Annotated in this window: 13 protein-coding genes and 15 pseudogenes; 8 read left to right on the top strand and 20 right to left on the bottom strand. The window is 66.5% G+C overall.

All coding sequences use genetic code 11. The features are described 5' to 3' along the window. Positions 1-60 precede the first annotated feature (60 nt). Positions 61-536: pseudogene (locus AC0IX7_RS12780) on the top strand (CHAP domain-containing protein); the annotation flags it as partial. Positions 537-1,048: 512 nt separating this feature from the next. Here the strand turns inward: AC0IX7_RS12780 and msrB are convergent. The 4 genes and pseudogenes from msrB to AC0IX7_RS12760 all read right to left on the bottom strand — a co-directional run bounded on the left by msrB (position 1,049) and on the right by AC0IX7_RS12760 (position 5,195). After that, positions 1,049-1,537, bottom strand: a complete 489-nt coding sequence (gene msrB, locus AC0IX7_RS12775) for a peptide-methionine (R)-S-oxide reductase MsrB (protein ID WP_471812209.1) — start codon at positions 1,535-1,537, stop codon at positions 1,049-1,051. Between the two features lie 61 nt (positions 1,538-1,598). After that, a pseudogene (locus tag AC0IX7_RS12770) lies at positions 1,599-2,836 on the bottom strand (cytochrome P450). Positions 2,837-2,880: 44 nt separating this feature from the next. Continuing rightward, complete coding sequence (locus tag AC0IX7_RS12765; RefSeq protein ID WP_471812208.1) at positions 2,881-4,272, bottom strand: ABC transporter permease; 1,392 nt, start codon at positions 4,270-4,272, stop codon at positions 2,881-2,883. Further along, the gene (locus AC0IX7_RS12760; RefSeq protein ID WP_471812207.1) at positions 4,269-5,195 is read right to left on the bottom strand and encodes an ABC transporter ATP-binding protein; all 927 of its coding nucleotides are present in this window, start codon (positions 5,193-5,195) and stop codon (positions 4,269-4,271) included. The genes AC0IX7_RS12765 and AC0IX7_RS12760 overlap by 4 nt, the downstream gene beginning before the upstream one ends. A 44-nt stretch (positions 5,196-5,239) precedes the next feature. On the opposite strand from AC0IX7_RS12760, the gene queG reads away from it, so the two are divergent. Then, entirely contained in the window at positions 5,240-6,376 is a 1,137-nt protein-coding gene (gene queG / locus AC0IX7_RS12755) for a tRNA epoxyqueuosine(34) reductase QueG (RefSeq protein ID WP_471812206.1), read from the top strand. A gap of 317 nt (positions 6,377-6,693) precedes the next feature. Here queG and AC0IX7_RS12750 read toward each other — a convergent pair whose 3' ends face one another. From AC0IX7_RS12750 to AC0IX7_RS12740, 3 genes are all read right to left on the bottom strand, one after another. Then, positions 6,694-6,945 (bottom strand): hypothetical protein, encoded by a 252-nt coding sequence (locus tag AC0IX7_RS12750; protein WP_471812205.1) that lies wholly within the window; start codon positions 6,943-6,945, stop codon positions 6,694-6,696. Between the two features lie 173 nt (positions 6,946-7,118). After that, a complete protein-coding gene (locus tag AC0IX7_RS12745) occupies positions 7,119-7,490 on the bottom strand; it encodes a hypothetical protein (RefSeq protein WP_471812204.1) in 372 nt (123 codons plus the stop codon). Next, positions 7,487-8,176, bottom strand: a complete 690-nt coding sequence (locus tag AC0IX7_RS12740) for an EI24 domain-containing protein (protein ID WP_471812203.1) — start codon at positions 8,174-8,176, stop codon at positions 7,487-7,489. The genes AC0IX7_RS12745 and AC0IX7_RS12740 overlap by 4 nt, the downstream gene beginning before the upstream one ends. 557 nt (positions 8,177-8,733) lie before the next feature. On the opposite strand from AC0IX7_RS12740, the pseudogene AC0IX7_RS12735 reads away from it, so the two are divergent. Further along, a pseudogene (locus AC0IX7_RS12735) lies at positions 8,734-9,731 on the top strand (adenosine kinase). Positions 9,732-9,891: 160 nt separating this feature from the next. Here AC0IX7_RS12735 and AC0IX7_RS12730 read toward each other — a convergent pair. From AC0IX7_RS12730 to hisB, 8 genes and pseudogenes are all read right to left on the bottom strand, one after another. Next, positions 9,892-11,428: pseudogene (locus AC0IX7_RS12730) on the bottom strand (amino acid permease). Positions 11,429-11,538: 110 nt separating this feature from the next. Continuing rightward, positions 11,539-11,915 (bottom strand): annotated as a pseudogene (locus AC0IX7_RS12725) (histidine triad nucleotide-binding protein). Between the two features lie 114 nt (positions 11,916-12,029). Then, positions 12,030-12,349 (bottom strand): annotated as a pseudogene (locus AC0IX7_RS12720) (phosphoribosyl-ATP diphosphatase). A 32-nt stretch (positions 12,350-12,381) separates the two neighbouring features. Further along, entirely contained in the window at positions 12,382-12,591 is a 210-nt protein-coding gene (locus tag AC0IX7_RS12715; protein WP_471812201.1) for a hypothetical protein, read from the bottom strand. A 5-nt stretch (positions 12,592-12,596) separates the two neighbouring features. After that, positions 12,597-13,369, bottom strand: a pseudogene (gene hisF, locus AC0IX7_RS12710) (imidazole glycerol phosphate synthase subunit HisF). A gap of 253 nt (positions 13,370-13,622) precedes the next feature. Further along, positions 13,623-14,359, bottom strand: a pseudogene (gene hisA, locus AC0IX7_RS12705) (1-(5-phosphoribosyl)-5-[(5-phosphoribosylamino)methylideneamino]imidazole-4-carboxamide isomerase). Next, positions 14,356-14,961: an imidazole glycerol phosphate synthase subunit HisH gene (gene hisH, locus AC0IX7_RS12700; RefSeq protein WP_471812200.1), complete on the bottom strand. Its 606-nt coding sequence runs from the start codon at positions 14,959-14,961 to the stop codon at positions 14,356-14,358. The pseudogene hisA and the gene hisH overlap by 4 nt, the downstream one beginning before the upstream one ends. A 105-nt stretch (positions 14,962-15,066) precedes the next feature. Then, positions 15,067-15,653, bottom strand: a pseudogene (gene hisB / locus AC0IX7_RS12695) (imidazoleglycerol-phosphate dehydratase HisB). Positions 15,654-15,724: 71 nt separating this feature from the next. On the opposite strand from hisB, the gene AC0IX7_RS12690 reads away from it, so the two are divergent. The 5 genes and pseudogenes from AC0IX7_RS12690 to gmk form a co-directional block, all read left to right on the top strand. Further along, positions 15,725-16,210, top strand: coding sequence for an SspB family protein (locus tag AC0IX7_RS12690; RefSeq protein ID WP_471812199.1), 486 nt, complete (start codon positions 15,725-15,727; stop codon positions 16,208-16,210). Between the two features lie 181 nt (positions 16,211-16,391). Further along, a pseudogene (fumC, locus tag AC0IX7_RS12685) lies at positions 16,392-17,777 on the top strand (class II fumarate hydratase). 146 nt (positions 17,778-17,923) lie between these two features. Then, the gene (locus tag AC0IX7_RS12680; protein WP_248522625.1) at positions 17,924-18,136 is read left to right on the top strand and encodes a hypothetical protein; all 213 of its coding nucleotides are present in this window, start codon (positions 17,924-17,926) and stop codon (positions 18,134-18,136) included. Then, complete coding sequence (locus AC0IX7_RS12675; RefSeq protein ID WP_128453992.1) at positions 18,133-18,333, top strand: hypothetical protein; 201 nt, start codon at positions 18,133-18,135, stop codon at positions 18,331-18,333. Before AC0IX7_RS12680 ends, AC0IX7_RS12675 begins: the two co-directional genes overlap by 4 nt. Positions 18,334-18,379: 46 nt before the next feature. Then, positions 18,380-18,930 (top strand): annotated as a pseudogene (gene gmk / locus AC0IX7_RS12670) (guanylate kinase); the annotation flags it as partial. Between the two features lie 233 nt (positions 18,931-19,163). Here the strand turns inward: gmk and AC0IX7_RS12665 are convergent. The 5 genes and pseudogenes from AC0IX7_RS12665 to crcB form a co-directional block, all read right to left on the bottom strand. Then, positions 19,164-19,842: pseudogene (locus tag AC0IX7_RS12665) on the bottom strand (ATP12 family chaperone protein). Positions 19,843-19,855: 13 nt separating this feature from the next. Beyond that, positions 19,856-20,071 carry a hypothetical protein gene (locus AC0IX7_RS12660; RefSeq protein WP_187503521.1) on the bottom strand — a complete coding sequence of 72 codons (216 nt, stop codon included), beginning with the start codon at positions 20,069-20,071 and terminating at the stop codon, positions 19,856-19,858. Then, positions 20,068-20,726: pseudogene (locus AC0IX7_RS12655) on the bottom strand (HAD-IA family hydrolase). The gene AC0IX7_RS12660 and the pseudogene AC0IX7_RS12655 overlap by 4 nt, the downstream one beginning before the upstream one ends. 680 nt (positions 20,727-21,406) lie before the next feature. Continuing rightward, positions 21,407-22,519, bottom strand: a pseudogene (locus tag AC0IX7_RS12650) (RluA family pseudouridine synthase); the annotation flags it as partial. Further along, positions 22,516-22,868 (bottom strand): annotated as a pseudogene (gene crcB / locus AC0IX7_RS12645) (fluoride efflux transporter CrcB). The pseudogenes crcB and AC0IX7_RS12650, both read right to left, overlap by 4 nt. Positions 22,869-22,873 lie beyond the last annotated feature (5 nt).

Genomic DNA, 22,873 nt, shown 5'->3' with positions numbered 1-22,873 from the left:
CAATTAAATCGAACCTCCCGTAGCCAGACTGTGACGAACGGGTTTTGGCCGGGGGTCTCGATGAATTTCAAGGCGTTAGCAGCGCGTTTTGCGCTGGTGGTATCGTGCGGCCTGATGACGGCCACACCGGCAGCAGCCAGTTCTGGCAGTGTGTCACGTTCGCCCGCTCGGTTTCGGGGATCGAAATCCGCGGCAACGCAAACACCTGGTGGGATCAGGCCGCTGGCCGCTACGAGCGCGGCCACAGCCCTAAGGCCGGTTCGGTCCTCGCTTTCTCGCCGACCTCGCGGATGCGCGTCGGCCATGTCGCGATGGTCTCGAAGGTCGTCAGCGACCGCGAAGTTCTCCTCACCCACGCCAACTGGTCGCGCCCCGGCGCCGTCGAGACCAACGTCCGCGCGATCGACGTCTCGGACGCCGGCGACTGGAGCAAGGTTAAGGTCTGGTACGGTCCGCAGGGCGACCTCGGCACCTCGGTCTACCCGACTAAGGGCTTCATCTATTCGGGCCACGCGCCCGCCGGCGACACGCTCGACGCGCAGCCCTCGTACCAGATGGCCAGCGCCACCCGCACCATCACCGCAACGCAGCGCGCCAACGCCGCACAGCTCGCAACGATTCAGCACGGCCCGACCGACCCCCGCGGCATCTTCACGCTGGTGAACGAGGCGAACTGAGGTTTGCCTTTGGGGTGGGGTGCGGGGCTCGCTTCGGCATTCCCCGCCGGCTCCGACATTAGCAGTCCAAAAGTTTCGCTACTGATCGCCGCCTGAAAGTTCAGCGCCTCGATCTTCCCAAAGAAACCACCCCGGCAAAGGCCGGGGCCCAGTTGGAAAGGTGGCCGTAACAGCGCGCCACCCTTGTTAGCGACGTCCCCCAACTAGACCCCGGCCTCCGCCGGGGCGGGGCAAAAACAGCGCGCCGGGTAGCTTACTTTGTTGTTCTCCCGCGAATGCGGGAGACCTGAGTCTGACTCCCGCCTTCGCGGGAGAACAAGTTTTACGTGCCTAGCAGTATACGTAGTGGCGCATCTAGGAGGCGCTCGCCCTCAAGCAGCCTTGAACGTAAGCGCATCACCATTCATGCAGTACCGCTTCCCGGTCGGCTTGGGCCCATCGTCGAACACGTGGCCCAAATGCCCGCCACACCGCCGGCAATGCACCTCGGTCCGCGCCATCCCCAGCGTCAGATCCACCCGCGTGCGAACGGCGTTCGGAAGCGGTTGCCAGAAGCTAGGCCATCCGGTCCCACTCTCGAACTTGGTCTTCGATGAGAAGTTCGGCAGGCCACACCCGCCGCACGAGAATATCCCCGCGCGATGCTCGCCATTCAGCGGGCTGGAATAGGGCCGCTCGGTACCCTCCTTGCGCAGCGTATTATACGCATCCGGCGACAGCTTCTTGCGCCACTGCGCATCGGTCAGCGTCACCTCGAGATCGCTCCGCAGCCTGCGCAGGCTGCGACGAGCACCCCACAAGGCAAAGCCAGCGGCACCCGCCCCGGCAAGCGTGAGAAAAGCGCGGCGGTCCTGGGTCATGTTCGTCTCCATGGTTCGGATATAGGTACGGCCGAACCACCGGATAAGGTGATGCCAATCCTCAGTATTTGCTGATTTCCACCGGCAGCGTGCGATACCCGTGGACGAAGCACGCGCTCACCCGCGTCGGCTCGTCCACCACGGTGATCCGCATCCGCCGCTTGGCCATCTCCTCCAGCAAAATCGCGATCTGCATTTCCGCCAGCCGCGCACCGACGCAGCGGTGGATGCCGTGCCCGAACGCCAGATGCCGCCGCGCGTTCGGCCGATCCACCACGAGCGCATCCGCATCGTCGCCGAACACGCTCTCGTCGCGGTTCGCCGACAGATACCAGAGGATCAGCTTGTCGCCCGCCTTGATCTGCTGCCCCATCAGCTCCGCATCGGCGGTCGCGGTCCGCCGCATATGTGCAAGCGGCGTCTGCCAGCGCAGGATCTCGCTCACCGCGTTCGGGATCAGCGAAGGATCCGCTTCCAGCTTGGCCCGCGATTCGGAAACTTGTCCAGCCCATACGCCAGCGCCGACATCGAATTGCGCGTGGTGTCGTTGCCGCCGACGATCAGCAGGATGAGATTACCGATAAATTCGTTGTGATCCATGTGACTCATCGCGTCCGAATGGATCATCATCGAGATGAGGTCGGGCGTCGGCGGCTTATCGATCTTCGCGTCCCATAACCCTTTGAAATACGAACCGCATTCGAACATATGGGCGAGCCGCTGCGCGCGCAGTTCCTCGTTCTTCACGATCTCGATGTCGCCCGCCCAGTCCGACCAGAGGGTCAACTTGCGGCGATCGGCCCACGGAAAATCGAACAGGATCGCGAGCATCTGCGTGGTCAGTTCGATCGCGACGGTATCGACCCAGTCGAAGCGCGTGTTCCACGGCAGACTGTCGAGCATGTCCGCCGTCCGCCGGCGGATATCGCCCGACATCCGCGTTATCTCGCTCGGCGTGAAGGCGGGCGCGACGGTGCGGCGCTGGCCGGTATGCACGGGCCGGTCGCGCGCGATGAACATCGGCATGCGGACATCGCGCTCGGCGACGAAATCGGCGATCGTTATGCCGCCGGCTTCGGACGAATAGAGGTCGGGGAGCGATTCGACCTCGACGATGCCCTTGTAGTTCGAGACGGACCAGTACGGCCCATAGTCGGAATGCTCGACATAATGGACCGGCGACTCGGCCCGCAGCGTCTTGAAAGGCGCCTGCCACATATCGTCGCGGTACAGTTCGGCACGGCTCACATCGAGCGGATCGACCGCGTGCTGCGCCACGTCTCTCACCAGAGTCGCCATCGTCTCTCTCCCGTATTTTGCCACAGGAAAGGCTTTGCTGACACTTATGTCAACAGGGTTGGGCCGTAACCGAGAGATCCTCCCCCGCAAGGGGAGGTGGCGCCGAAGGCGACGGAGGAGGACACGCAACAGAGGTTACCCTTTCCTCCCCTCCGTCTGGCAAGCGCCAGCCACCTCCCCGGGCGGGGAGGATTGCAAAACCTAAGCCGCCGCCTTCGCCTTGCGACGCCAGAACGGCCGGGCACTCCCGGATTGCAGCACCCCCGCCGGAACAGCCGCGCCCCGACCGTGATGAAGATCGTCACCCATAGAGCCTGCCACGCCAGCGCCGCGACATGCGGCCACAGCTCGGCCGAGTTCGCCGCGCGCCCGGCCATCGCGAACGGCGACGACAGCGGGAACAGCTCGGCGACCGTCGCGATCCAGCTTCCCGGCCGCGAAACCGCCGCCGACGACAGCCCGAACATCGCGACCTGCAGGATCGTGATCGGCAACGACAGCATCTGGATCTCGCGCATCGTCGAGGCCTGCGCGCCGACGCCGAGGAACACGGACCCGAGCAGCAGATACGCCATGCTGAAATACGCAGCGAACAGCAGCGCGAACATCGGACCGCCGACTGCCGGCGCCAGGTCGCCCAGCGCCGCCGCCGCGCCCGCCGGCATCAGTGTCGTGATCTGCGTGACGACGGTGCCCCAGAACGCGACGAACAGCACCGCGACGCCGAACATCCCGATCAGCTTGCCGAAGAACACCGATTCGAGCGGCACCGCGGCGGCGAGCACCTCGATCACCTTGTTGTTGCGCTCTTCGGCCATCGTGCCGACGACCTGACCCGACAGGAACAGCGTCAGGAAGAAGATCCCGAACACCGCGAAGAAGGCGGATTGATGCTGGCCCCCGACCGAGGTGGTCGAGCGCGTGATCTGCGTCTTGGTCGCGGCGATCGCGGGCAGCGTGCCGCCGAGCTTCTGCGCGGCCAGCGTCGTCTGCGCCAGCAATCCGAGATAATCCGCCGAGCGCTTTCCGCGCGGACCATACAGGATCTGCGGCGCGTCGAGCGAACCATAGATCACCGCCGACGCGTCGATATCCTTCGTCTCGAACGCCGCGCGCGCCTGCGCCGCCGGATCGGCCAACGGCGCGACGGTGGTCAGCGCGGGCGGTGCCTCGTCCTCGCGGAACATCCCGCGCAATCGCGTATCGGCTTCGGCGATCGGTCGCGATGTCGCGGCGGGGACGATCGCGATGATCCGCGTCTTGTCCTGCGCACCGCCGCTGACGCTCGCCGCGCCCAGCCCACCGATCGCGCCGAACGATCCCATGATGACCGGCGCGAACAGGAACAGCAGGAAGATCGGCGTGAAGACGGTAGCGATGAAGTCGCGGCGTGCGATCGTGAAGGTCTGGCGGAGCGTCCGACGGAAGCGCGTCATGCTGCCTGCTCCTGCGCGACGTCGCCATGCTGGCCGACGATCCGGACGAATGCCTCGTGGAGCCCGGGCCGCTCGATCGACAGCCCCGAAATCCCGTACCCCGCGTCGATCAGCCTCACGAGCAAACTCTCGATCCCCTCGTTCGGCAACTCGAACCGCCAGCTATCCCCGTCCGCCACCGCATCCGCAGGCAGCACACCCCGGATCGCCGGATCGGGCCGATGCGGGGTATAATGCACCCGCTGCGGTAAGATCCCGCGCGCGTCCGCCACCGTCCCCTCGAACCGTCGCTTACCGCCGGCGATGATCGCCAACCGGTCGCAGAGTCGCTCGGCGTGGCTCATGATATGCGTCGAGAACAGGATCGTCGCGCCGCGGTCGCGCTCGGCGAGGATCAGCTTCTCGAGCCGCTCCTGATTGACCGGATCGAGCCCCGAGAACGGCTCGTCGAGCACGAGCAGGTCGGGCTGGTGCACTACCGAGCCTAGCAACTGCACCAGCTGCGCCATGCCCTTCGACAGTTTCCAGATCTTCTCGTCGACCGCATGGCCAAGGCCCGCGGCCTCCATCAGCACCACCGCGCGCTCGCGGCCGGTCTTCCAGTCGAGCCCGCGCAGAGCCCCCAGGAACGCGATCGCCTCGCGCGCCTTCATCGCCGGATACAGCCCGCGTTCCTCGGGCAGATAGCCGACCCGGTCGCTCGCATCGCGCGGATTGTCGTAGCCGAGCAGCGTGCGGCTACCCTCGTCGGGCTCGATGATCCCAAGCAGCATGCGCAGCGTCGTCGTCTTGCCCGCGCCATTGGGCCCGAGCACGCCGTACACCGAGCCGCGCGGCACCATGATATCCACCCCGTCGACCACGCGCCGGTCGCCGAACCGCTTCACGATCCCGCTCGCGGTGACCGCCCATTCATCGTTCACGCGCAATCTTCCTCCCGAGGGTGACGTCGTGGTAGCGGTCGGACGTGGCGCAAGACAAGCTGGAACACCGACTTAAGGCCAAAGCGGCCGAAGTGGGTTTTGCCGCCTGCGGAATCGCGCACGCCGACGCCGCGCCACTGGCGGGCGAACGGCTCCACCAGTGGCTCGCGGACGGCCGCCACGGCGACATGATCTGGATGGAGGAGCGCAAGCACCACCGCGAAAGCCCCGCCGGCCTCTGGCCCGAAGTCCGCAGCGTCGTCGCGCTCGGTATGAGCTATGCGCCGAAGGACGATCCCCTGCGGTTGGCGGACGAAGGCGGGGTAGGGCGCATCTCGGTTTATGCGCAGGGCCCGGATTATCACGATGTCGTGAAACGCCAGTTGAAGGCGCTCGGTCGCTGGCTGGCGGCAGAAGCGGGACGCGACTTGCCGCCGTTCGACCTGAAGGTGTTCGTCGACACCGCGCCGGTGATGGAGAAGCCGCTCGCCGAAGCCGCCGGGTTGGGCTGGCAGGGCAAGCACACCAATCTCGTCAGCCGCGAGCATGGCAGCTGGCTGTTCCTCGGCGCGATCTACACGACGCTGGACTTGGAACCGGACCGCGGCGGCGTCGACACCTGCGGCAGTTGCGACGCGTGCCAGACCGCCTGCCCGACCGATGCGTTCCCGCGGCCATACCAGCTCGACGCCCGCCGCTGCATCTCCTACCTCACGATCGAGCATGCCGGCCCGATCCCGCACGAGTTCCGCGCGGCGATCGGCAACCGCATCTACGGCTGCGACGACTGCCTCGCCGTCTGCCCCTGGAACAAGTTCGCCGCCTCGGCCAACGCGAACCTGGCCTTCCACCCCCGCGCGGAACTGGTCGCGCCCGAGTTGGCCGACATCCTCGCGCTCGACGACGCCACCTTCCGCACGGTCTTCGCCGGCTCCCCCATCAAGCGCATCGGCCGCGACCGGATGATCCGCAACGCGCTGATCGCAGCGGGCAACAGCGGCGATCCAGCGCTAGTCGAACCGGTTGTCGAGCTGCTCGCCGACGAAGCCCCGATAGTCCGAGGCGCCGCGATATGGGCACTTGCCCGGCTCGACGACCTACGCTGTCAGGCCGAGCGCCGCCGCCTTCTACCCCGAGAAGCCGACGACTCCGTCGTCACCGAATGGACCTGCGCCGCGTAGACGCGTGACGACCAAGCGACGTCCGATTTGGGGAGGAAAGCTGCCGTTGTGCCTGTTGATGCCACAGCTATGATAACGACATGATTGACGAGCAAGACAGTGACCCGCCGCGCTGGAGCGATCCACCCAGCGCCGTTTACAAAGCTCTCGGTTGGGGTTGCCTAGCCGTTCTGCTCGTACCGTTTCTCTTCATCATCTACGTCGTTGCGACTTTCTGCGAGAACAACTGCTCGTAAGAATTCGTTGTCCGTAGTGGGAAGGAGAGCATTCGGTCCGGTAACGGTAGCTGTCACCCGTTACCGGACGTGCATTCGTACCTAGTTGATGCCCCACATCCTCGCCCGGTTGCGGGCAAGCTCGATCATAAAAACGTCCAACGCGGCTAAACGACGATCTACCTCGGAACTTGGCACACCGTTCCATACACCGTGATCGTAATTTTCACGGACCGTCTTAAGATCATCACCAGCTTGAAAGCGCTCCGAGATATAAAGCGTCTCTAGCAAGTCCGTGGGCCGCTCACGCTCGCTCGTTTTCGCCAAGCCGTACTTTACGAGATACTCGGACATTATGCCATCATTGGATGTACTGACCATGTTGGTCCCCTTTCATATTGCCACATGGGTAGGCAGTGAGGCGCCGTCTAGGGTGCTGCTACTTTCGGGAAATGTGATGAACGAACGTCTGCACTCGTAAGCGCAGTGCAGGCCGGTGAATGTCTGGGTTTGGGCGAAATCCGCCGCTACCGTCCACCCTCGCGCCGGGTCAGCGCCGCCACGCAGCTGGCGCGGTCGATCGTGCTGCCGTCGGGTTCGCGCGCGTCGAGATAGGTGACGCGGGGGGCGTCCGATCCCTTGGGATACAGATACGCGTCGAGCACGCAGATGCCGCTCTGGAACTGGAGCTTGCGTGCCGAGCCTTCTCGGACATCGGCGTCGGGCTGGCCGAACAGCTTGGTCAGGCCGGCGGCGTCCTGCCCCAGCACGCGCTCCAGGCCGACGCTCGTATACGGGATCGCCGGGCGCCCGACCGCGGGCTTGGCGACCGGTGCCGCGCAACCCGCGAGCCCGCCGCCGAGCGCCAGCGCGACGGCTATGGTGGTCAATCGCGTCATGCTCGGCCCTTATGGAAATATTGGCTGTGGAAATAATGCGTCGCCATCGCTGCCCCCAGCACGGGCGCGGCGATGTTGAGGATCGGAACCACGAACAGCCCGGTGTTCGCAAGCCCCAGCATGAACCGCCCGCCCTTGGTCGTCGCACGCCAGCCCCGCATCGCCGCCGCGTCCATGTGCCGCGCCGCCACCATGTCGCCGAGATCGCGCCCGAGCAGCCAGCCATTGACGACGAAGAACGCGGCCGCGGTGCCGACTCCGGTGACGAGCAGCGCGATGTAGACGGGCAACATAGCAAGGTTGACGAGCACCACGCGGCCTGCCGACCGGAGCCCCATCGTGAGGCTGCGCGCGAAGGGCACGGGGCGGGCGGTCTTCAGCGCCTCGGGATAATGCCGAGCTTCGACCGCCGCGACCACCTCGTCCGCAAACACGCCGACGACCGCGATCGCGACCGCGCGAAACAGCAGCCACAGCGCCAGGATCGTGACGAACAGCGCGAACGCCGCCGCCAGCCCGTCCGCATCCCAGCCGAGCCACGCCGCCAACGCCGCCTGCGTCCCCCACCACACACCGACGCCCGCTACGGCGAACACGAGCAACGTCACCGCCATCGACTTCACGAACACGCGGAGAACCGGCGGATCGGTGAGCTGCCGGAGCGAGAGGAGGAGAGCGCGGATCATGTGGACGGGATGACGCGGGGGCGGCGCAAGGTCAACGAAGCTCCGAGATTTGGAGGTGCGGGCAATTTCTAAAGCGCGCTTTTCTGAAAGCGCGATCTCTAAAAGAACGCATGACCCGTTCCCCGCGGACGCGGGGCCCAGCTGAACCAAGCACACTGCCCGAGACCCTGGACCCCCGCGTTCGCGAGAGAACAGAAGGCGCGCGGCCGCTACGGGCGCATGGATCGACCAACACCTGCTGTACAGACTTGACTGCCATGACCGCCATGACCGGCGTCACCAAAAAACCGAGTAGATCGCGGAAACCAGCAAGCAAGGCCACCACCCCGGCGGAGGCCGGAGCCCAGTTGGGGCACGTCAATAACGGCGGACGGCGTTCCGTTACGACGACCTTTCCACCTGGGCCCCGGCCTCCGCCGGGGTGGTGGCCTGTTCCAACTCCGACGGTCCTGATGGCGTTGGCCACGCCCCCTCCGCCAACACGCACCCCACACCAGTTGCACCAATCCCCCCGCCATTTACGGCAAGCGTTTTCCCCGCATCCCCGGAGTTCCGCCTTGTCCAACCCAACTTACGACGTCGTCGCGATCGGCAATGCCATTGTCGACATCCTCAGCACCGCCACCGACGCGTTCATCGACGAGATCGGCGTCGCGAAGGGCTCGATGCAGCTGATGTTCTCGTCGGAAGAAGCCGACGCGCTCTACGCCAAGATGGGCCCGGGCATGGAAATCTCGGGGGCTCCGCCGCCAACACCGTCGCCGGCATCGCCGCGCTCGGCGGCAAATGCGGGTTCATCGGCCAAGTCGCCGACGACCAGCTCGGCCAGGTCTTCGCGCACGACGTCCGCAGCATCGGCATCGAGTTCGCCACCCCGGTCCGTCCCGGCGACCCGACCACCGGCCGCTGCCTGATCTTCGTGACGCCCGACGGCCAGCGCACGATGAACACCTTTCTCGGCGCTGGCCAGTTCCTCCCCGCCACCGCGATCGACACCGCGATGATCGCCGACAGCGCGATCCTGTATCTCGAAGGCTATCTCTGGGATCCCGAGGAGCCGCGTGCCGCGATGCGCGCCGCGATCGATTGCGCGCGTGACGCCGGCCGGAAGGTCGCCTTCACGCTCAGCGACGTGTTCTGCATCTCGCGCCACGGCGGCGATTTCCGCCAGCTGCTCAGTGACGGACTGATCGACATCCTGTTCGCCAACGAGAGCGAACTCGCCGCGCTCGCCGAGACCGAAGACTTCGACGCCGCCGTCGCCAAGATCTCCGCCCAGGTCCCGACCCTGGTCGTCACCCGCGGCGAGCACGGCGCCTGCGCGCTCCAGAACGGCAATCGCGCCGAGGTGAAGGCCGAGCCGATCGCCAAGGTCGTCGACACCACCGGCGCCGGCGACCTGTTCGCGGCCGGCTTCCTCCACGGCCAGGCGCAGGGCTACGACCTGCACGCGTCGCTGAAGCTCGGCGCGGTCTGCGCGGCCGAGATCATCAGCCATGTCGGCGCTCGCCCGATGGTCGACATGAAGGCGCTCGCCGCCAAGCACATCGGCTGACGCGTACCTCCGTCACCCCGGACTTGTTCCGGGGGCCACCGTCCCGCAAATTCACGGGCTGTGGGTACGCGGAACGGTGGATGCCGGAACGAGCCCGGCATGACGGAAGCACAAAAAGGGCCGCGGGAGTTTCCTCCCGCGGCCGCTTTCATGTCCGGTCTCAGTGCGCGCCGGGCGGCGCCATGTCGATCGGCTCGCCGCCATCGGCCATCCCGCGACCCAGATAGCTCTTCCGGTAGCCGTACAGGAAGTAGATCACGAGCCCGACCGCGCCCCAGATCGGCAGCACCGCCATCGCCTCGTACGGCAGCGAGAAGTACAGCCCGATGCAGCCGACGATCGTCAGCGGCGCGACGATCCACGCGGCCGGCGTGCGGAACGGACGATGCCGGTTCGGCTCGCGCTTGCGCAGGATCAGCAGTGCGATCGCGACCATCATGAACGCGTACAGCGTACCCGCATTGGCGATGTCGGCGAGCTGGCCGACCGGCAGGAACGCCGCGGCGAACGCCACGAACAGCCCGGTGATCGCGGTCACGATATAGGGCGTCTTCCACTTCGGATGCACGCGGCTCAGCACTTCCGGCAACAGGCCATCGCGGCTCATCACGAAGAAGATGCGGGTCTGGCCGAACATCAGGATCAGGATCACCGACGGCAGCGCGAGGCCGGCCGCATAGCCCATCCAGTTGCCGACATTGGCATAGCCGATCTGGCGCAGCACGTGCGCCAGCGCTTCGTTCGAACACACCAGAGCCTGCGCATTGGCAGGGATCAGGCAGGCACGCGCCAGTTCGGGCGAACCGGTCGTGAAGGAGCACCCCATCAGGCCCGAACAACGGCTGGCCACCGATCGTCCCGATCGCGCCCGCCGCGACCAGCATGTAGAACACGGTGCAGATTCCGAGCGACGCGATCAGGCCGATCGGCACGTTGCGTTGCGGATCCTTGGTTTCCTCGGCGGCGGTCGAGACCGCGTCGAAGCCGACATAGGCGAAGAAGATCGTCGCCGCCGCACCGACCACGCCGAGGCCGTTGCTACCGAGGATACCGGTGGGCAGGAACGGCTCGAAATTACCGCCATGCGTCTTGGGCAGCGTCAGCGCGACGAACGCCGTCAGCGCGACGACCTTGATCGTCACCAGCACCGCGTTGACGCGTGCGCTTTCGGTCGTGCCGATCATCAGCAGCCACGTGACGAGCAGCGAGATGACGACCGCGGGCAGGTTGATGAAACCGCCCGGCACGTACGGCCCCGCGGCCAGCCATAGCGGCAGGTCTATCCCGAACGTTTCTCGCAGGATCGAGCCCGAGAAATAGCCGGACCACCCGACCGACACGGCGCTCGCGGCGACGGCATATTCGAGGATCAGAGCCCAGCCGACGGTCCAGGCGAGCAGTTCGCCCATCACCGAATAGGTATAGGTGTAGGCGGAGCCGGCGACCGGTGCCATCGCCGCGATCTCGGCATAGCAGAGCGCCGCGACGACGCAGACCGCGCCGGCGACGATGAAGCTCAGGATCATGCCCGGCCCCGCCTTCTGCGCGGCGGCGGACGTCAGCACGAAGATGCCCGTCCCGATCACGCAGCCGATGCCGAGCATGGTAAGCTGGAACGCACCCAGCGATCGGTGGAGCGATTTCTTCTCCGCCGTCGCCAGAATGGCGTCCAGCGATTTTACGCGACCAAAAATCAATTCGGTACCCCCGGGGATGACGAGGGCCGGTCAACATGGCCCCCTTGCTCAAGCCGGCGAGCCTAATGGCAATTTTATTACGTGCAATCGTTTAGTGGCGGAAAGCTGCGCTATTGCGCGAGCATCGGCCCGAGCGGGCGCCCGCCGAAGACATGAACATGCAGGTGCGGCACCTCCTGGTGCCCGTCCCGGCCGATATTGGCGAGCAGGCGATAGCCCGGCTCGACGAGACCGCTGCCCGCGCGACGGTACCGACTGCGCGGATGAACCCGGCGATCTCGGCATCGGGCGCCCGCGCGGAGAAATCGTCCCAGGATACGTACGCGCCCTTGGGGATCACGAGCAGGTGCGTCGGCGCCTGCGGATTGATGTCGTGGAACGCGATCGCGAAATCGTCCTCGTAGACCCGCTTCGACGGAATCTCGCCGCGCAGGATCTTCGCGAAGATGTTCTGGTCGTCATAGGGCTGGGTGGCGTCGATCGGCATAAATCCCCCTTCCGCTTGCGGGATGGGTTAGGGAGGGGCGTGCCTTCCCGATCCCGGCGGAGCGTGTGCGTCATGCCTCTCCCCGACCCCTCCCGCAAGCGGAAGGGGGTCTAGTCAGCCCGCTCGACCCGCCTTCTCGACCAGCCCGCCGACCCCCTCGCGCCGTTCCAGTTCAGCCCGCACATCGTCGAGGCTGAGCCCCGCATCCGCCAGCAGCACGGCGAGATGAAACATCAGATCCGCCGCTTCCGGCACGATGCTCGCCTCGTCCCCGGAGCACGCGGCGATCACCGTCTCGACGGCTTCCTCGCCCAGTTTCTGTGCGATCTTCGGTCGCCCCTGGCGAACAGGCTGGCGGTGTAACTGGTGTCGGCGGGCGCATCGCGGCGCGCACGGATGGTCGCTTCGAGGCGGTCGAATACGGGATCTGCCATGCGCGGCGTGCTGGCGCAGCCGGGCAGGCGGGTCAATCCTTCTTGGGTGGACCCGTTGCTTCACGCTCGGCAAGGTTGCGTCGACGGGCCTCGATGAACCGCTTCCGCAAAGCCCGGCGCACCAGCCAGACGCCGATTGCGGCGAACACGAACAGCGCGACGTCCGACATCGCCAGCCCGGTCGGCGGATGCGCGACGCCGCTATGCCCTGATTCGACCGCGAGTATGGCGAGCACCGACACGCCTGTCAGGCCGCGCCAACCGGCGTCCGCACCGGAATCCCCGCCGCCGCCAGCGCCGCATGCGCGTCGCCGATCGACGCCTGCCCGAAATGAAAGATCGACGCGGCGAGCACCGCGCTCGCATGCCCGTCACGGATCCCCGCAACCAGATCGTCGAGTCCACCAACCCCGCCGCTGGCGACCACCGGCACGCCGACACGGTCGAAATCGCGCGGATCAGGTCGAGGTCGTAACCGCTGCGAGTCCCGTCGCGGTCCATCGACGTGACCAGCAACTCGCCAGCCCCCAATTCGGCGAGCTTCAAGGCATGCGCGATCGCATCGATCCCGGTCGCGCGCCGGCCGCCATGCGTGAACACTTCCCAGCCTTCACCCGATCGCCGCGCATCGACGCTCGCGACACAGCACTGGCTGCCGAACCGCTCGGCGATATCCGCGACCAGTTCGGGCCGCTCGACCGCCGCCGAATTGACCGCCACCTTGTCCGCCCCGGCGAGCAAGAGCGCGCGCGCATCGTCCGCCGTCCGCACGCCGCCGCCGACCGTCAACGGCATGAAGCACACCGCCGCGGTCCGTCGCACGACGTCGAGGATGGTCCCGCGGCCTTCATGGCTCGCCCCGATATCGAGGAAACACAGTTCGTCCGCCCCGGCCGCATCATACGCCCGCGCCTGCTCGACCGGATCGCCGGCATCGCGCAGTTCGACGAAGTTCACGCCCTTCACCACGCGCCCATCGGCCACGTCGAGACACGGAATGACGCGCGCACGAACCGTCATGCGCTGTGCCGAAGAATGTGTTCACGCGGAGACGCGGAGACGCGGAGACGCGGCAAAGCCGCTAAGAATGATTCACGCGAAGGCGCAAAGGCGCGAAGAGTGAGCAGAAGAGCGGGCCTACTTACCTTCTCACTCTTCGCGCCTTTGCGCCTTCGCGTGAACAAATCTCTGCCTGCGGCGCCAAGCGACATTCTGCGTCCTCCGCGGCTCTGCGCGAAAACACTATCTCCGCGTCTCCGCGTCTCCGCGTGAATCATCCTGCTGCCTTCGCCACACTCAACGCCGCCGCAAGATCGAGGCGCCCGTCGTACAACGCTCGCCCGGTAATCACGCCCTCGACCCCGTCCCGCACATGCAAAGCCAGCACGTGAATCTCGGCGATCCCTTCACGCCACCGCTGGCGATCACCGGAATATCCACCGCCCGCGCCAGGTCGACGGTAGCGTCGACGTTGCACCCCTTCAGCATCCCGTCGCGCCCGACATCGGTGAACAGCAAAGACGCAACCCCCGCATCCTCGAACCGCCGCGCGAGATCGACCGCGGTCGTCGTCGAAACATCCGCCCAACCCTTGGTCGCGACCATGCCGTCCTTCGCATCGACCGCGACGACGATCCCGCCGGGGAAATCCTTCGCCACGCCGCGCACGAACTCGGGGTCCTCCAGCGCCGCCGTACCGATCACCACGCGGGACACGCCCAGATCGAACCAGCCCTCGACGCTGGCCCGCGTCCGGATCCCGCCGCCAAGCTGCACATGCCCCGGAAATTGCGCGACGATCGACCGCACCGCGTCGCCATTGACCGAAGCCCCCGCGAACGCGCCGTCGAGATCGACCACATGCAGATGCTCCGCGCCAGCGCTAGCGAACAGCATCGCCTGCGCCGCCGGATCGTCGCCGTACACCGTCGCCCGGTCCATATCGCCCTCGGCGAGACGCACCACCTGACCCGCCTTGAGGTCGATTGCGGGGAAAATAATCAGGCTCACGGCCGCCACTCCAGGAATCGTTCGAGCAACGCCAGGCCGTAGCGCTGGCTCTTCTCAGGATGAAACTGCACGCCGATCATCGTGTCGCGACCGATCGCCGCGGTGACCGCGCCGGCATGGTCGGTCGTCGCGAGCACGTCCGAGCCCTCAAACGCGAAACTATGCAGGAAATACGCCTCGCCCGGTTCGATCAGCCGATGCGGGATGGATGGAACGACGTCGTTCCAGCCCATATGCGGCACCTTCGCCTCCATCGTCCCTGGCTCCAACCGCCGCACGCGCCCCGAAATCCAGCCAAGCCCGGCATGGGTCCCCATCTCTTCACCCGCATCGGCCATCAACTGCATGCCGACGCAGATCCCGAGAAACGGCGTGCCCTCGTCGCGCACGCGCCGGTTCAGCGCCTCGACCATCCCCGGCACCGCGCGCAAAGCCGCCGCGCAGGCTCCATACGCGCCAACACCCGGCAACACGATCCGGTCGGCCTTCGCGACCACATCTGCGTCCGCGGTCACGACCAGATCGACACAGCCCGCCGTCCGCAGCGCGTTCTCGACCGAGTGGAGGTTCCCCGCGCCGTAATCGATGAGGGCTAGCGTCAAATCCCCTCCCGCTTGCGGGAGGGGTTAGGAGGGAGTGACATAGCCGCGAGTCCAACGATCGAGGCCAGGCCCTCCCCGACCCCTCCCGCAAGCGGGAGGAGAGCATCAGAGGATCCCCTTGGTCGACGGGATCGCATCTGCCTTGCGCGGATCGATCTCGATCGCTGTCCGCAACGCGCGCGCGACGCCCTTGAACGCCGCCTCGGCAATGTGGTGATTGTTCGTCCCGTATAGCGTCTCGACGTGCAGCGTGATCCCCGCCGCCTGCGCGAAGCTGTGGAAGAAATGCTCGAACATCTCGGTGTCCATGCCGCCCAAGCGCTTCTGCGAGAACAAATCCTTCCACACCAGCCAGGGCCGCCCGGAAATATCCAGAGCCACCCGCGTGAGCGTCTCGTCCATCGGCGACAACGCATCGCCGTACCGCACTATGCCTCTCTTGTCGCCGAGCGCCTGCGCGAACGCCTGCCCGATCGCGATGCCGGTATCCTCGACGGTGTGGTGCTCGTCGATGTGCAGGTCGCCCTTGGTCCGCACGCGCAGATCGATCAGCGAGTGGCGCGAGGTTGCTCGAGCATGTGGTCGAAGAAACCGACCCCGGTCTCGACGTCGTACACGCCGGTCCCATCGAGGTTCACGGTGACGTCGATCGCCGTCTCGGCGGTGGAGCGGGTAATCGTGGCGGTGCGCATGCCACCTCCCATAACGTGCGCCACGACGCATGCAATCTTGACCGCCAATCGAATGACGCTACCCAAGGGGAATGACCGATGGACTGCCCGATAGCCTGATTCCGTACGACGAGATCGTGCAAGAAGCCCTGCGTGCCGTCGTCGGCCGCGTGCCTGGTTCCGTCGCGGAGGCCGGCGGGCTGCCCGGCGAGCATCATTTCTACATCACCTTCAAGACGCAGGCGCCCGGCGTCGACATCCCCAAGCGCCTGATCGAGCGTTTTCCGGACGAGATGACGATTGTCATGCAGAACCGCTATTGGGACCTGATCGTCGACGACGAGCGCTTCTCGATCGGGCTCAGCTTCAACCAAGTCCCCTCGAAGCTGGTCATCCCCTATTCGGCGATCACCGCGTTCCAGGACCCGGCGGTCAGCTTCGAACTCCGCTTCCAGGCGCAGGAAGGTGCGGACGATTCGCTTGGCGATCACGACGAAGCCGAAAACGACGGCCCCACTGCAGTCCCGATCGAAGACGGTTCGAACGTCGTAGCCGTGGATTTCAAGCGGAAGAAGTAACCCAAACTCCCTCGCCCCTACGGGGGAGGGAAGGAGCCCGCCGCGCTTGCGGTGGGAAGGGAGAGGGCGTTGGGACACGCGTCCTGAGCCTCAAGCCCCTCACCCTTCCGTCGCCTGCGGCTCCTCCCTCCCTCTCCTCAAAGGGGCGAGGGATCCGCACGCCCCGGAAGGTTCTCTCCCCATGACCACCCGCACAGAAACCGACACGATCGGCCCGATCGAAGTCCCCGCCGCCGCTTATTGGGGCGCGCAAACCGAACGCTCGATCGAGAACTTCCCCTTCGCCAGCCGCGAACGCATGCCGATCGAGATCGTCCACGCGCTAGCCCTCGTCAAACAAGCCGCCGCCCGCGTAAACCGCGCCCACGGCCTCGACGAAAAAATCGCTCAAGCCATCGACTCCGCCGCACAGGAAGTCATCGACGGCAAGCTCGACGACCAGTTCCCGCTCGTCATCTGGCAGACCGGCAGCGGCACGCAGTCGAACATGAACGTCAACGAGGTCATCGCCGGCCGCGCCAACGAAGTCCTCACCGGCACCCGCGGCGGCAAGTCCCGGTCCACCCCAACGACCACGTCAACATGAGCCAGTCGTCCAACGACAGCTTCCCCACCGCGCTCCACATCGCCGCCTCGCTCGCCGCTACGCGCCGGCTGTTCCCGGCACTCGACCGGCAAGGATTCGCTGCAAGCCAAGGCCGACGCGTGGGACGGCATCGTCAAGATCGGCCGCACCCACCTCCAGGATGCGACGCCGCTGACGCTTGGCCAGGAATTCTCGGCGTACGCGAACCAGGTCTATCGCTGCGGTCGCCGTATCGAGCCGGGCATCAGTCACGGCACCAACCGGCTGGCACAAGGCGGCACCGCGGTCGGCACCGGCCTGAACGCGCCCAAGGGGTTCGCCGAGGACTTCTGCCGCACGCTGTCCGAGATCACCGGCCACCCGTTCATGCCCGCCGAGAACAGCTTCGAAGCGCTCGCGTCTAACGATCCTCTCGTCCACCTCTCGGGCACGCTCAATACGCTGGCGGTCGCGCTCACCAAGATCGCCAACGACATCCGCCTGCTCGGCTCGGGCCCGCGCTGCGGCTTCGGCGAGATCGACCTCCCCGCGAACGAGCCCGGCAGCTCGATCATGCCGGGCAAGGTGAACCCGACGCAGTGTGAGATGCTCACGATGGTCGCCGGCCAGGTGATGGGCAATCACGTCGCGGTGACCGTCGGCGGGATGCAGGGCCATCTCGAGCTCAACGTCTTCAAGCCGCTGATCGGCGCCAACGTCCTGCGCTCGATCGACCTGCTCGCGACCGCGATGGAAGGATTCGCGGAACGCTGCGTCGACGGCATCGAACCCAACCGCGGCCGCATCGCCGAGTTGCTCGACCGTTCGCTGATGCTGGTCACCGCGCTCGCCCCCGAGATCGGCTACGACGCCGCCGCGAAGATCGCCAAATACGCCCACGCCGAAGGCCTGACGCTCAAGGAAGCCGGCCTCGCGCTCGGCCTGGTCGACGTCGAAACCTTCGACCGAGTCGTAAAACCCAGATCGATGCTCGGCCGCTAACCTCCCGTTCTCCTGCGCACGCAGGAGCCCAAGTACCAAGCGCGCCGCCCGCGACCCTGGACTCCTGCGTGCGCAGGAGAACGCGAGCGCGCGGGAACCCAAACGCTCTTCGCGCGCTAACCCGCCACACGGACAGGAGAAATTACGTGGGCGCAACGACCATAGGCGCGCTGATCGGCGCAGGCATCGACTCGCTGAGCGGCGACGACGGCAACGCGGACGGCGCGATCATCGGTGCGATCACCGCCAACGTACTCAAGATCGTCGTGCCCATGGCCGTGACCTACGCGATCGGCTGGGCAGTGCTGCGCGGTGCAGCGGAACTCAAGGACCAGGTTTTCGGAGAGGTGAAATCATGATCGGACGTATTATCAGCGCATTGGTCGGCCGCGAGATGGGCCGTCGCAACGGTTCGGGCGGCGCCTCGGGCGCAGTGAAGGGCGTGGTGGCGATGGGCCTGATGCGCCGCATGGGCCCGCTTGGCATGATCCTCGGCGGCGGCTACGCGGCCAAGAAGGCCTATGACCGCAACAAGGCGCGCAAGACGGGCTACTGATCCGCCCTTAGAATGACACGCGCGGACTGCGGGTGGGTTGACGCCCATGCGCAGTCCGCGGCAAGGGCGCGCATGCCCCACACTTCCGTCCGACCCACATGGTTTCCGTCGCCGCGGAGTCCTGTTCGTCCTGTCCTCGCCGTCCGGTGCCGGCAAGTCGACCATCGCGCGCCGATTGCTCGCGGACGAACACGAGCTGGAGATGTCGGTCTCGGTAACGACCCGGTCGATGCGACCTGGCGAAGTCGACGGCAAGGATTACCATTTCACCGACCTCGAGGGCTTTCGCGACATGGTCGCGAAGGACGAGTTCCTCGAATGGGCGCACGTCTTCAACCACCGCTACGGCACCCGCGCGCGCAGGTCGAGGAGATGCTGGCAGCCGGCAAGGACGTGTTGTTCGACATCGACTGGCAGGGCGCGCAACAGCTGTTTCAGATCGCCGGTGGCGACGTCGTCCGCGTCTTCATCTTCCCGCCGTCGATGGAAGAGCTCCACCGGAGGCTCACCAGCCGCGGCACCGATTCGACCGAAGTGATCGAAGCCCGCATGTCGCGCGCGGCGAACGAGGTCAGCCACTGGGACGGCTATGATTACGTGCTGGTCAACGACGACGTTGACAGCTGCATCCGCGGCGTGAAGACGATCCTCGCGGCGGAGAGGCTGAAACGCTCGCGCCAGACCGGCCTGATCGGTTTCATCCGCCGCCTGACCCGCTAACTTCCCCCCTCCCTGAAAGGGAGGGGCCGAAGTGGGTCGGCTGCTGGGGATCGAAGCGTCAGCCAACAGGCCGACCCACCCCCAACCCTCCTTTCAGGGAGGGGGGCAAGTCAGAGCAGCCCCAGAAACTCCACCCCGACCCCGAACTCCTTGCGCTTCAATTCGCGCAACTGAGTCGCCTGCCAGTCCTCGCCCCACATCTCGACCGACCAGTCCTCGTCGATTCCGCCGCGGCCCACGCCGCGTCGGCATCGATCTCGCCCTCGATCAGCGCCAGCCCGATCACCAGCGACCCGGTCAGCGTCACCACCGGCGACAAGCCCGCCAACCGAAAATCATCATACGCCGCCACCGCCTCGTGCAGCCGCGCGACCGTCGCCGCCGGCTGCGCGACGTGCATCACGCCCGCCGTCACCGCGAACGTCACGTCGTACCGCCCGCGCGCCCACGCCAGCAGCGGATCCCACGCCGCCGCCTGCCGCTCGACCAGCGGTGGCGGGCCATCGGCGCGGTAGCACAGCAGGTCGCTCTCGCCATACGCCGCCAGCCGCGCGGCGAGGTGCGCCGGATCGTTCGCGATCGGATCGGTCGCCGCATTCGCCAAGCCCGTCAGCGGCATCGTCCGCGGATCGATCGTCTCGCCGACCGCGCGCCATTCCTCCGCGACCGCCTCGGCGAGCGCATCGGTCGGCAGCGCCAGCGGCCGCCGCCGGGCGTCCGCACCGGCTTGCCGTCGAGCGTCACCACCCGGTCCGCATCTATCTCAACGTCTGTCCAGAAGCGTTTCATTCGCCCATTCCGTTCATTCAGGCGTCCGCCAGCGATGTGCCAGGCTGCGCGGGACGAGTCCGATCATCACCAGCGCCGACAATACGATCGCCACGCCGAGGATTTTCGGTGCAAAGTCATGCGCGCGCGCCACCAGAATCAGCCCGAGCAATGCCCCGGCCACGCCTGCCAGCCGGATCCCGACGAGCACCATCCAGCGCCGTTGCGCCAGCTTGTCCGCTTCGGTCATGGCCGCGCCACCATGTGCAGCAAGTCCGGTACCGCGGTCGCGACGACGTCCGCACCCGCGTCGGAAAGCTCGTGCACGTCGTGATACCCCCAAGCGACCCCGACCGCGCGCGCACCCGCCGCGCGCGCCATCGCCATGTCGAAGCTCGTATCGCCGATCATCGCCGTCGTCTCCGCGCTCGCGCCAGCTTCCGCGATCGCCGCCAGCAGCATCGCCGGATCGGGCTTCGAAGGATGCCGGTCCGCGGTCTGCAACGTCACGAACCGTTCGGTGATCCCGTGTGCGGCGAGGATATGCGCAAGCCCGCGATCGGACTTGCCCGTCGCCACGCCGAGCTTCCAGCCGTCGTCGGCCAGCGTCCCGAGGACCTCGGCGATCCCCTCGAACAACGGTTCGTCGGCAAGTTCGCCACTCGCCCGCATCGCATGGAACGCGTTCTTGTAGGCGGTGGCGAGCGATCGGTGCTGCGCGTCGTCCGCCTCGGGCAACAACACCTGCATCGCCTCGACGAGGCTGAGCCCGACGATCCGCCGAATTTCCGCGCGCGGGGCGGAATCAGGCCAGCGCTCTCGAACGCGCGTTCGCACGCGACGCAGATGTTAGCCTGGCTGTCGACGAGCGTTCCGTCGCAATCGAATACGGCAAGACGGATCATGGGGTTTCTCGGAAAGACATGGGGGCGTCGTAGATCACGGGGTGCGGAAGGGGAACGTCAAACCGGGGGGCGGTGAGCTAGGGGCTACGAGCTAGATGCAAAGCGTTAGCGCAATACCGCACCACCCATGTTCCCCGCGGACGCGGAGCCCAGCTAAATACCGATAGCGCCCCAGGCTCCTGGACCCCCGCCTTCGCGGGGGAACGGTGTGGGGCGAGGGGCACCTCCAACCAGCGGCCCCACCCCGGCGAAGGCCGGCGCCCAGTTGGAGAGGTGGCAATGATTGAGCGCCGCCCTTCGTTAGCGACGTCCCCCAACTGGGCCCCGGCCTCCGCCGGGGTGGGGCGGGAGGTGGGGTGTGCTCCCAACAGACCCGCCTTGTCCCTACCCCGAGACGCCTCCGGAGGCTCTCCTCTCCCCTCGGGGGAGAGGGAAGGGGCCCGCGGCCACTTGGCCGTGGGAAGGGTGAGGGCACGCGTCAGCCGATAAGCGTCACCGGGTCCCAGGCCCACTCCGCGGCCCAGGCTTCCCGGCCCCACCCGGATGACCCCGCCCGGCCGGCTTGGCCCCCTCGACCCGAGGTCCACTCCGCGGCGCGCCGAATTTCGACCCGGCTCCCGTCCGAGGCCCCCCGTCTTCGGCGCACCCGGCTTGGCGCCCGGCTTCTTCTCCTCGACAACCCCACGCCCACGCCGCTCACCCGCACGCTCTTTCCGAACAGACTTCGCGTGCGCCTTCGCCCGCGACTTCATCTGCTCGCGCGTCGGCGCGGTCTTCTCGTCGAGCACCAGGTCGTCGCCCAGCTTCTCCTCGAAGCCCAATTGCTTCAGGCTCTCCGCGAAATGCGTCGGCAGCTCGGCGGTCACGTCGATCGACCCGCCATCCGGATGATCCACCTTGATGCGCCGCGCATGCAGATGCATCTTCCGCGAGATTCCGCCGGTCAGGAACGCCGCCGCGCCGCCGTACTTGCCATCACCGACGATCGGATGCCCGATCGCCGCCATATGCACGCGCAACTGGTGGGTCCGCCCCGTAAACGGCTGCAGCTCGACCCACGCCGCGCGGTTGCCCGCCCGCTCGATCACCCGGTAGCGCGTCCGCGCCGGTGCGCCCTCGGCTTCGTCGATGTGCATCTTCTCGCCACCGGTGCCCGGCTGCTTCGCGATCGGCAGTTCGATCATGCCGTCCTCGATCGACGGCACGTCGACCACCAGCGCCCAATAGACTTTTCGCGCGGTCCGCCCCGAAAACGCCTTCGCAAAGAACGCTGCCGCCCGCGACGTCCGCGCCACCAGCAACGCACCGGACGTATCCTTGTCGAGCCGGTGGACCAGCTTCGGCCGACCCTCGTTGTCGTACTGAAGCGCATCGAGCAGCCCGTCGACATGCTGGGTCGTCTTGGTGCCGCCCTGCGTCGCGAGACCCGGCGGCTTGTTCAGCACGAACGCCTGGAAATCCTTGTGGATAACCATGCCCTGCGCGAGCTCGGTCTCCTCGTCGGACAGGATCACGCGTTCGCGGACGCGCCTGGGCTTGTCCGGGTCGGCGGTGGCCTTGTCGGCCTCGGGCGGGGGCACACGCAGCATCTGGCCCGCCGCGATCCGGTCGCCCGGGGTCGCGCGCGCGCCGTCGACGCGCAGCTGCCCGGTGCGCGCCCACATCGCCACCGTCGTGTAGCTCGTATCGGGCAGATGCCGCTTGAACCACCGGTCGAGCCGGATGCCGTCATCGTCGAACCCGACGTTGAACTCGCGGAAACCCGTATCGCTATCGCTTTTGCCCGCAGTCATGCGACGGCCCCTACTGCGGAGAGACCCGCGAACAACGCGGCGACCGAACCGATCACCGACACCAAAACATACCCCAACGCGACGCCGAATGCGCCGCGTTCGATCATCGTGACGACCTCCAGCGAGAACGCCGAAAAGGTCGTGAATCCCCAAGCACGCCGACCGCGAGCAGCAGGCGCCAGTGCTCCGACGCGGCGTTCCGCGCCAGCACGCCGACCAGCACGCCCATCAGCAACCCGCCGACGATGTTCACCGCCAGCGTCCCGAAGGGATAGTCCGGCCCGAGCAGCGCGGTCGTCGCGCTACCCGCCAGATAGCGCGCGCCGGAACCGACCGCACCACCGACCATGACGT

The sequence above is a fragment of the Sphingomonas sp. AC411 genome (genome assembly GCF_979253035.1).
Note: the sequence above shows the minus strand (reverse complement) of the source record. Positions and strands in the feature narration are given on the sequence as shown.

What these genes read in the sequence shown, in the direction of transcription:
- msrB (WP_471812209.1), bottom strand. Translation starts at nt 1,537, where the DNA reads ATGACCCAGGACCGCCGCGCTTTTCTCACGCTTGCCGGGGCGGGTGCC.
- AC0IX7_RS12765 (WP_471812208.1), bottom strand. Translation starts at nt 4,272, where the DNA reads ATGACGCGCTTCCGTCGGACGCTCCGCCAGACCTTCACGATCGCACGC.
- AC0IX7_RS12750 (WP_471812205.1), bottom strand. Translation starts at nt 6,945, where the DNA reads ATGTCCGAGTATCTCGTAAAGTACGGCTTGGCGAAAACGAGCGAGCGT.
- AC0IX7_RS12745 (WP_471812204.1), bottom strand. Translation starts at nt 7,490, where the DNA reads ATGACGCGATTGACCACCATAGCCGTCGCGCTGGCGCTCGGCGGCGGG.
- AC0IX7_RS12740 (WP_471812203.1), bottom strand. Translation starts at nt 8,176, where the DNA reads ATGATCCGCGCTCTCCTCCTCTCGCTCCGGCAGCTCACCGATCCGCCG.
- AC0IX7_RS12690 (WP_471812199.1), top strand. Translation starts at nt 15,725, where the DNA reads ATGACCGATGGACTGCCCGATAGCCTGATTCCGTACGACGAGATCGTG.
- AC0IX7_RS12675 (WP_128453992.1), top strand. Translation starts at nt 18,133, where the DNA reads ATGATCGGACGTATTATCAGCGCATTGGTCGGCCGCGAGATGGGCCGT.
- AC0IX7_RS12660 (WP_187503521.1), bottom strand. Translation starts at nt 20,071, where the DNA reads ATGACCGAAGCGGACAAGCTGGCGCAACGGCGCTGGATGGTGCTCGTC.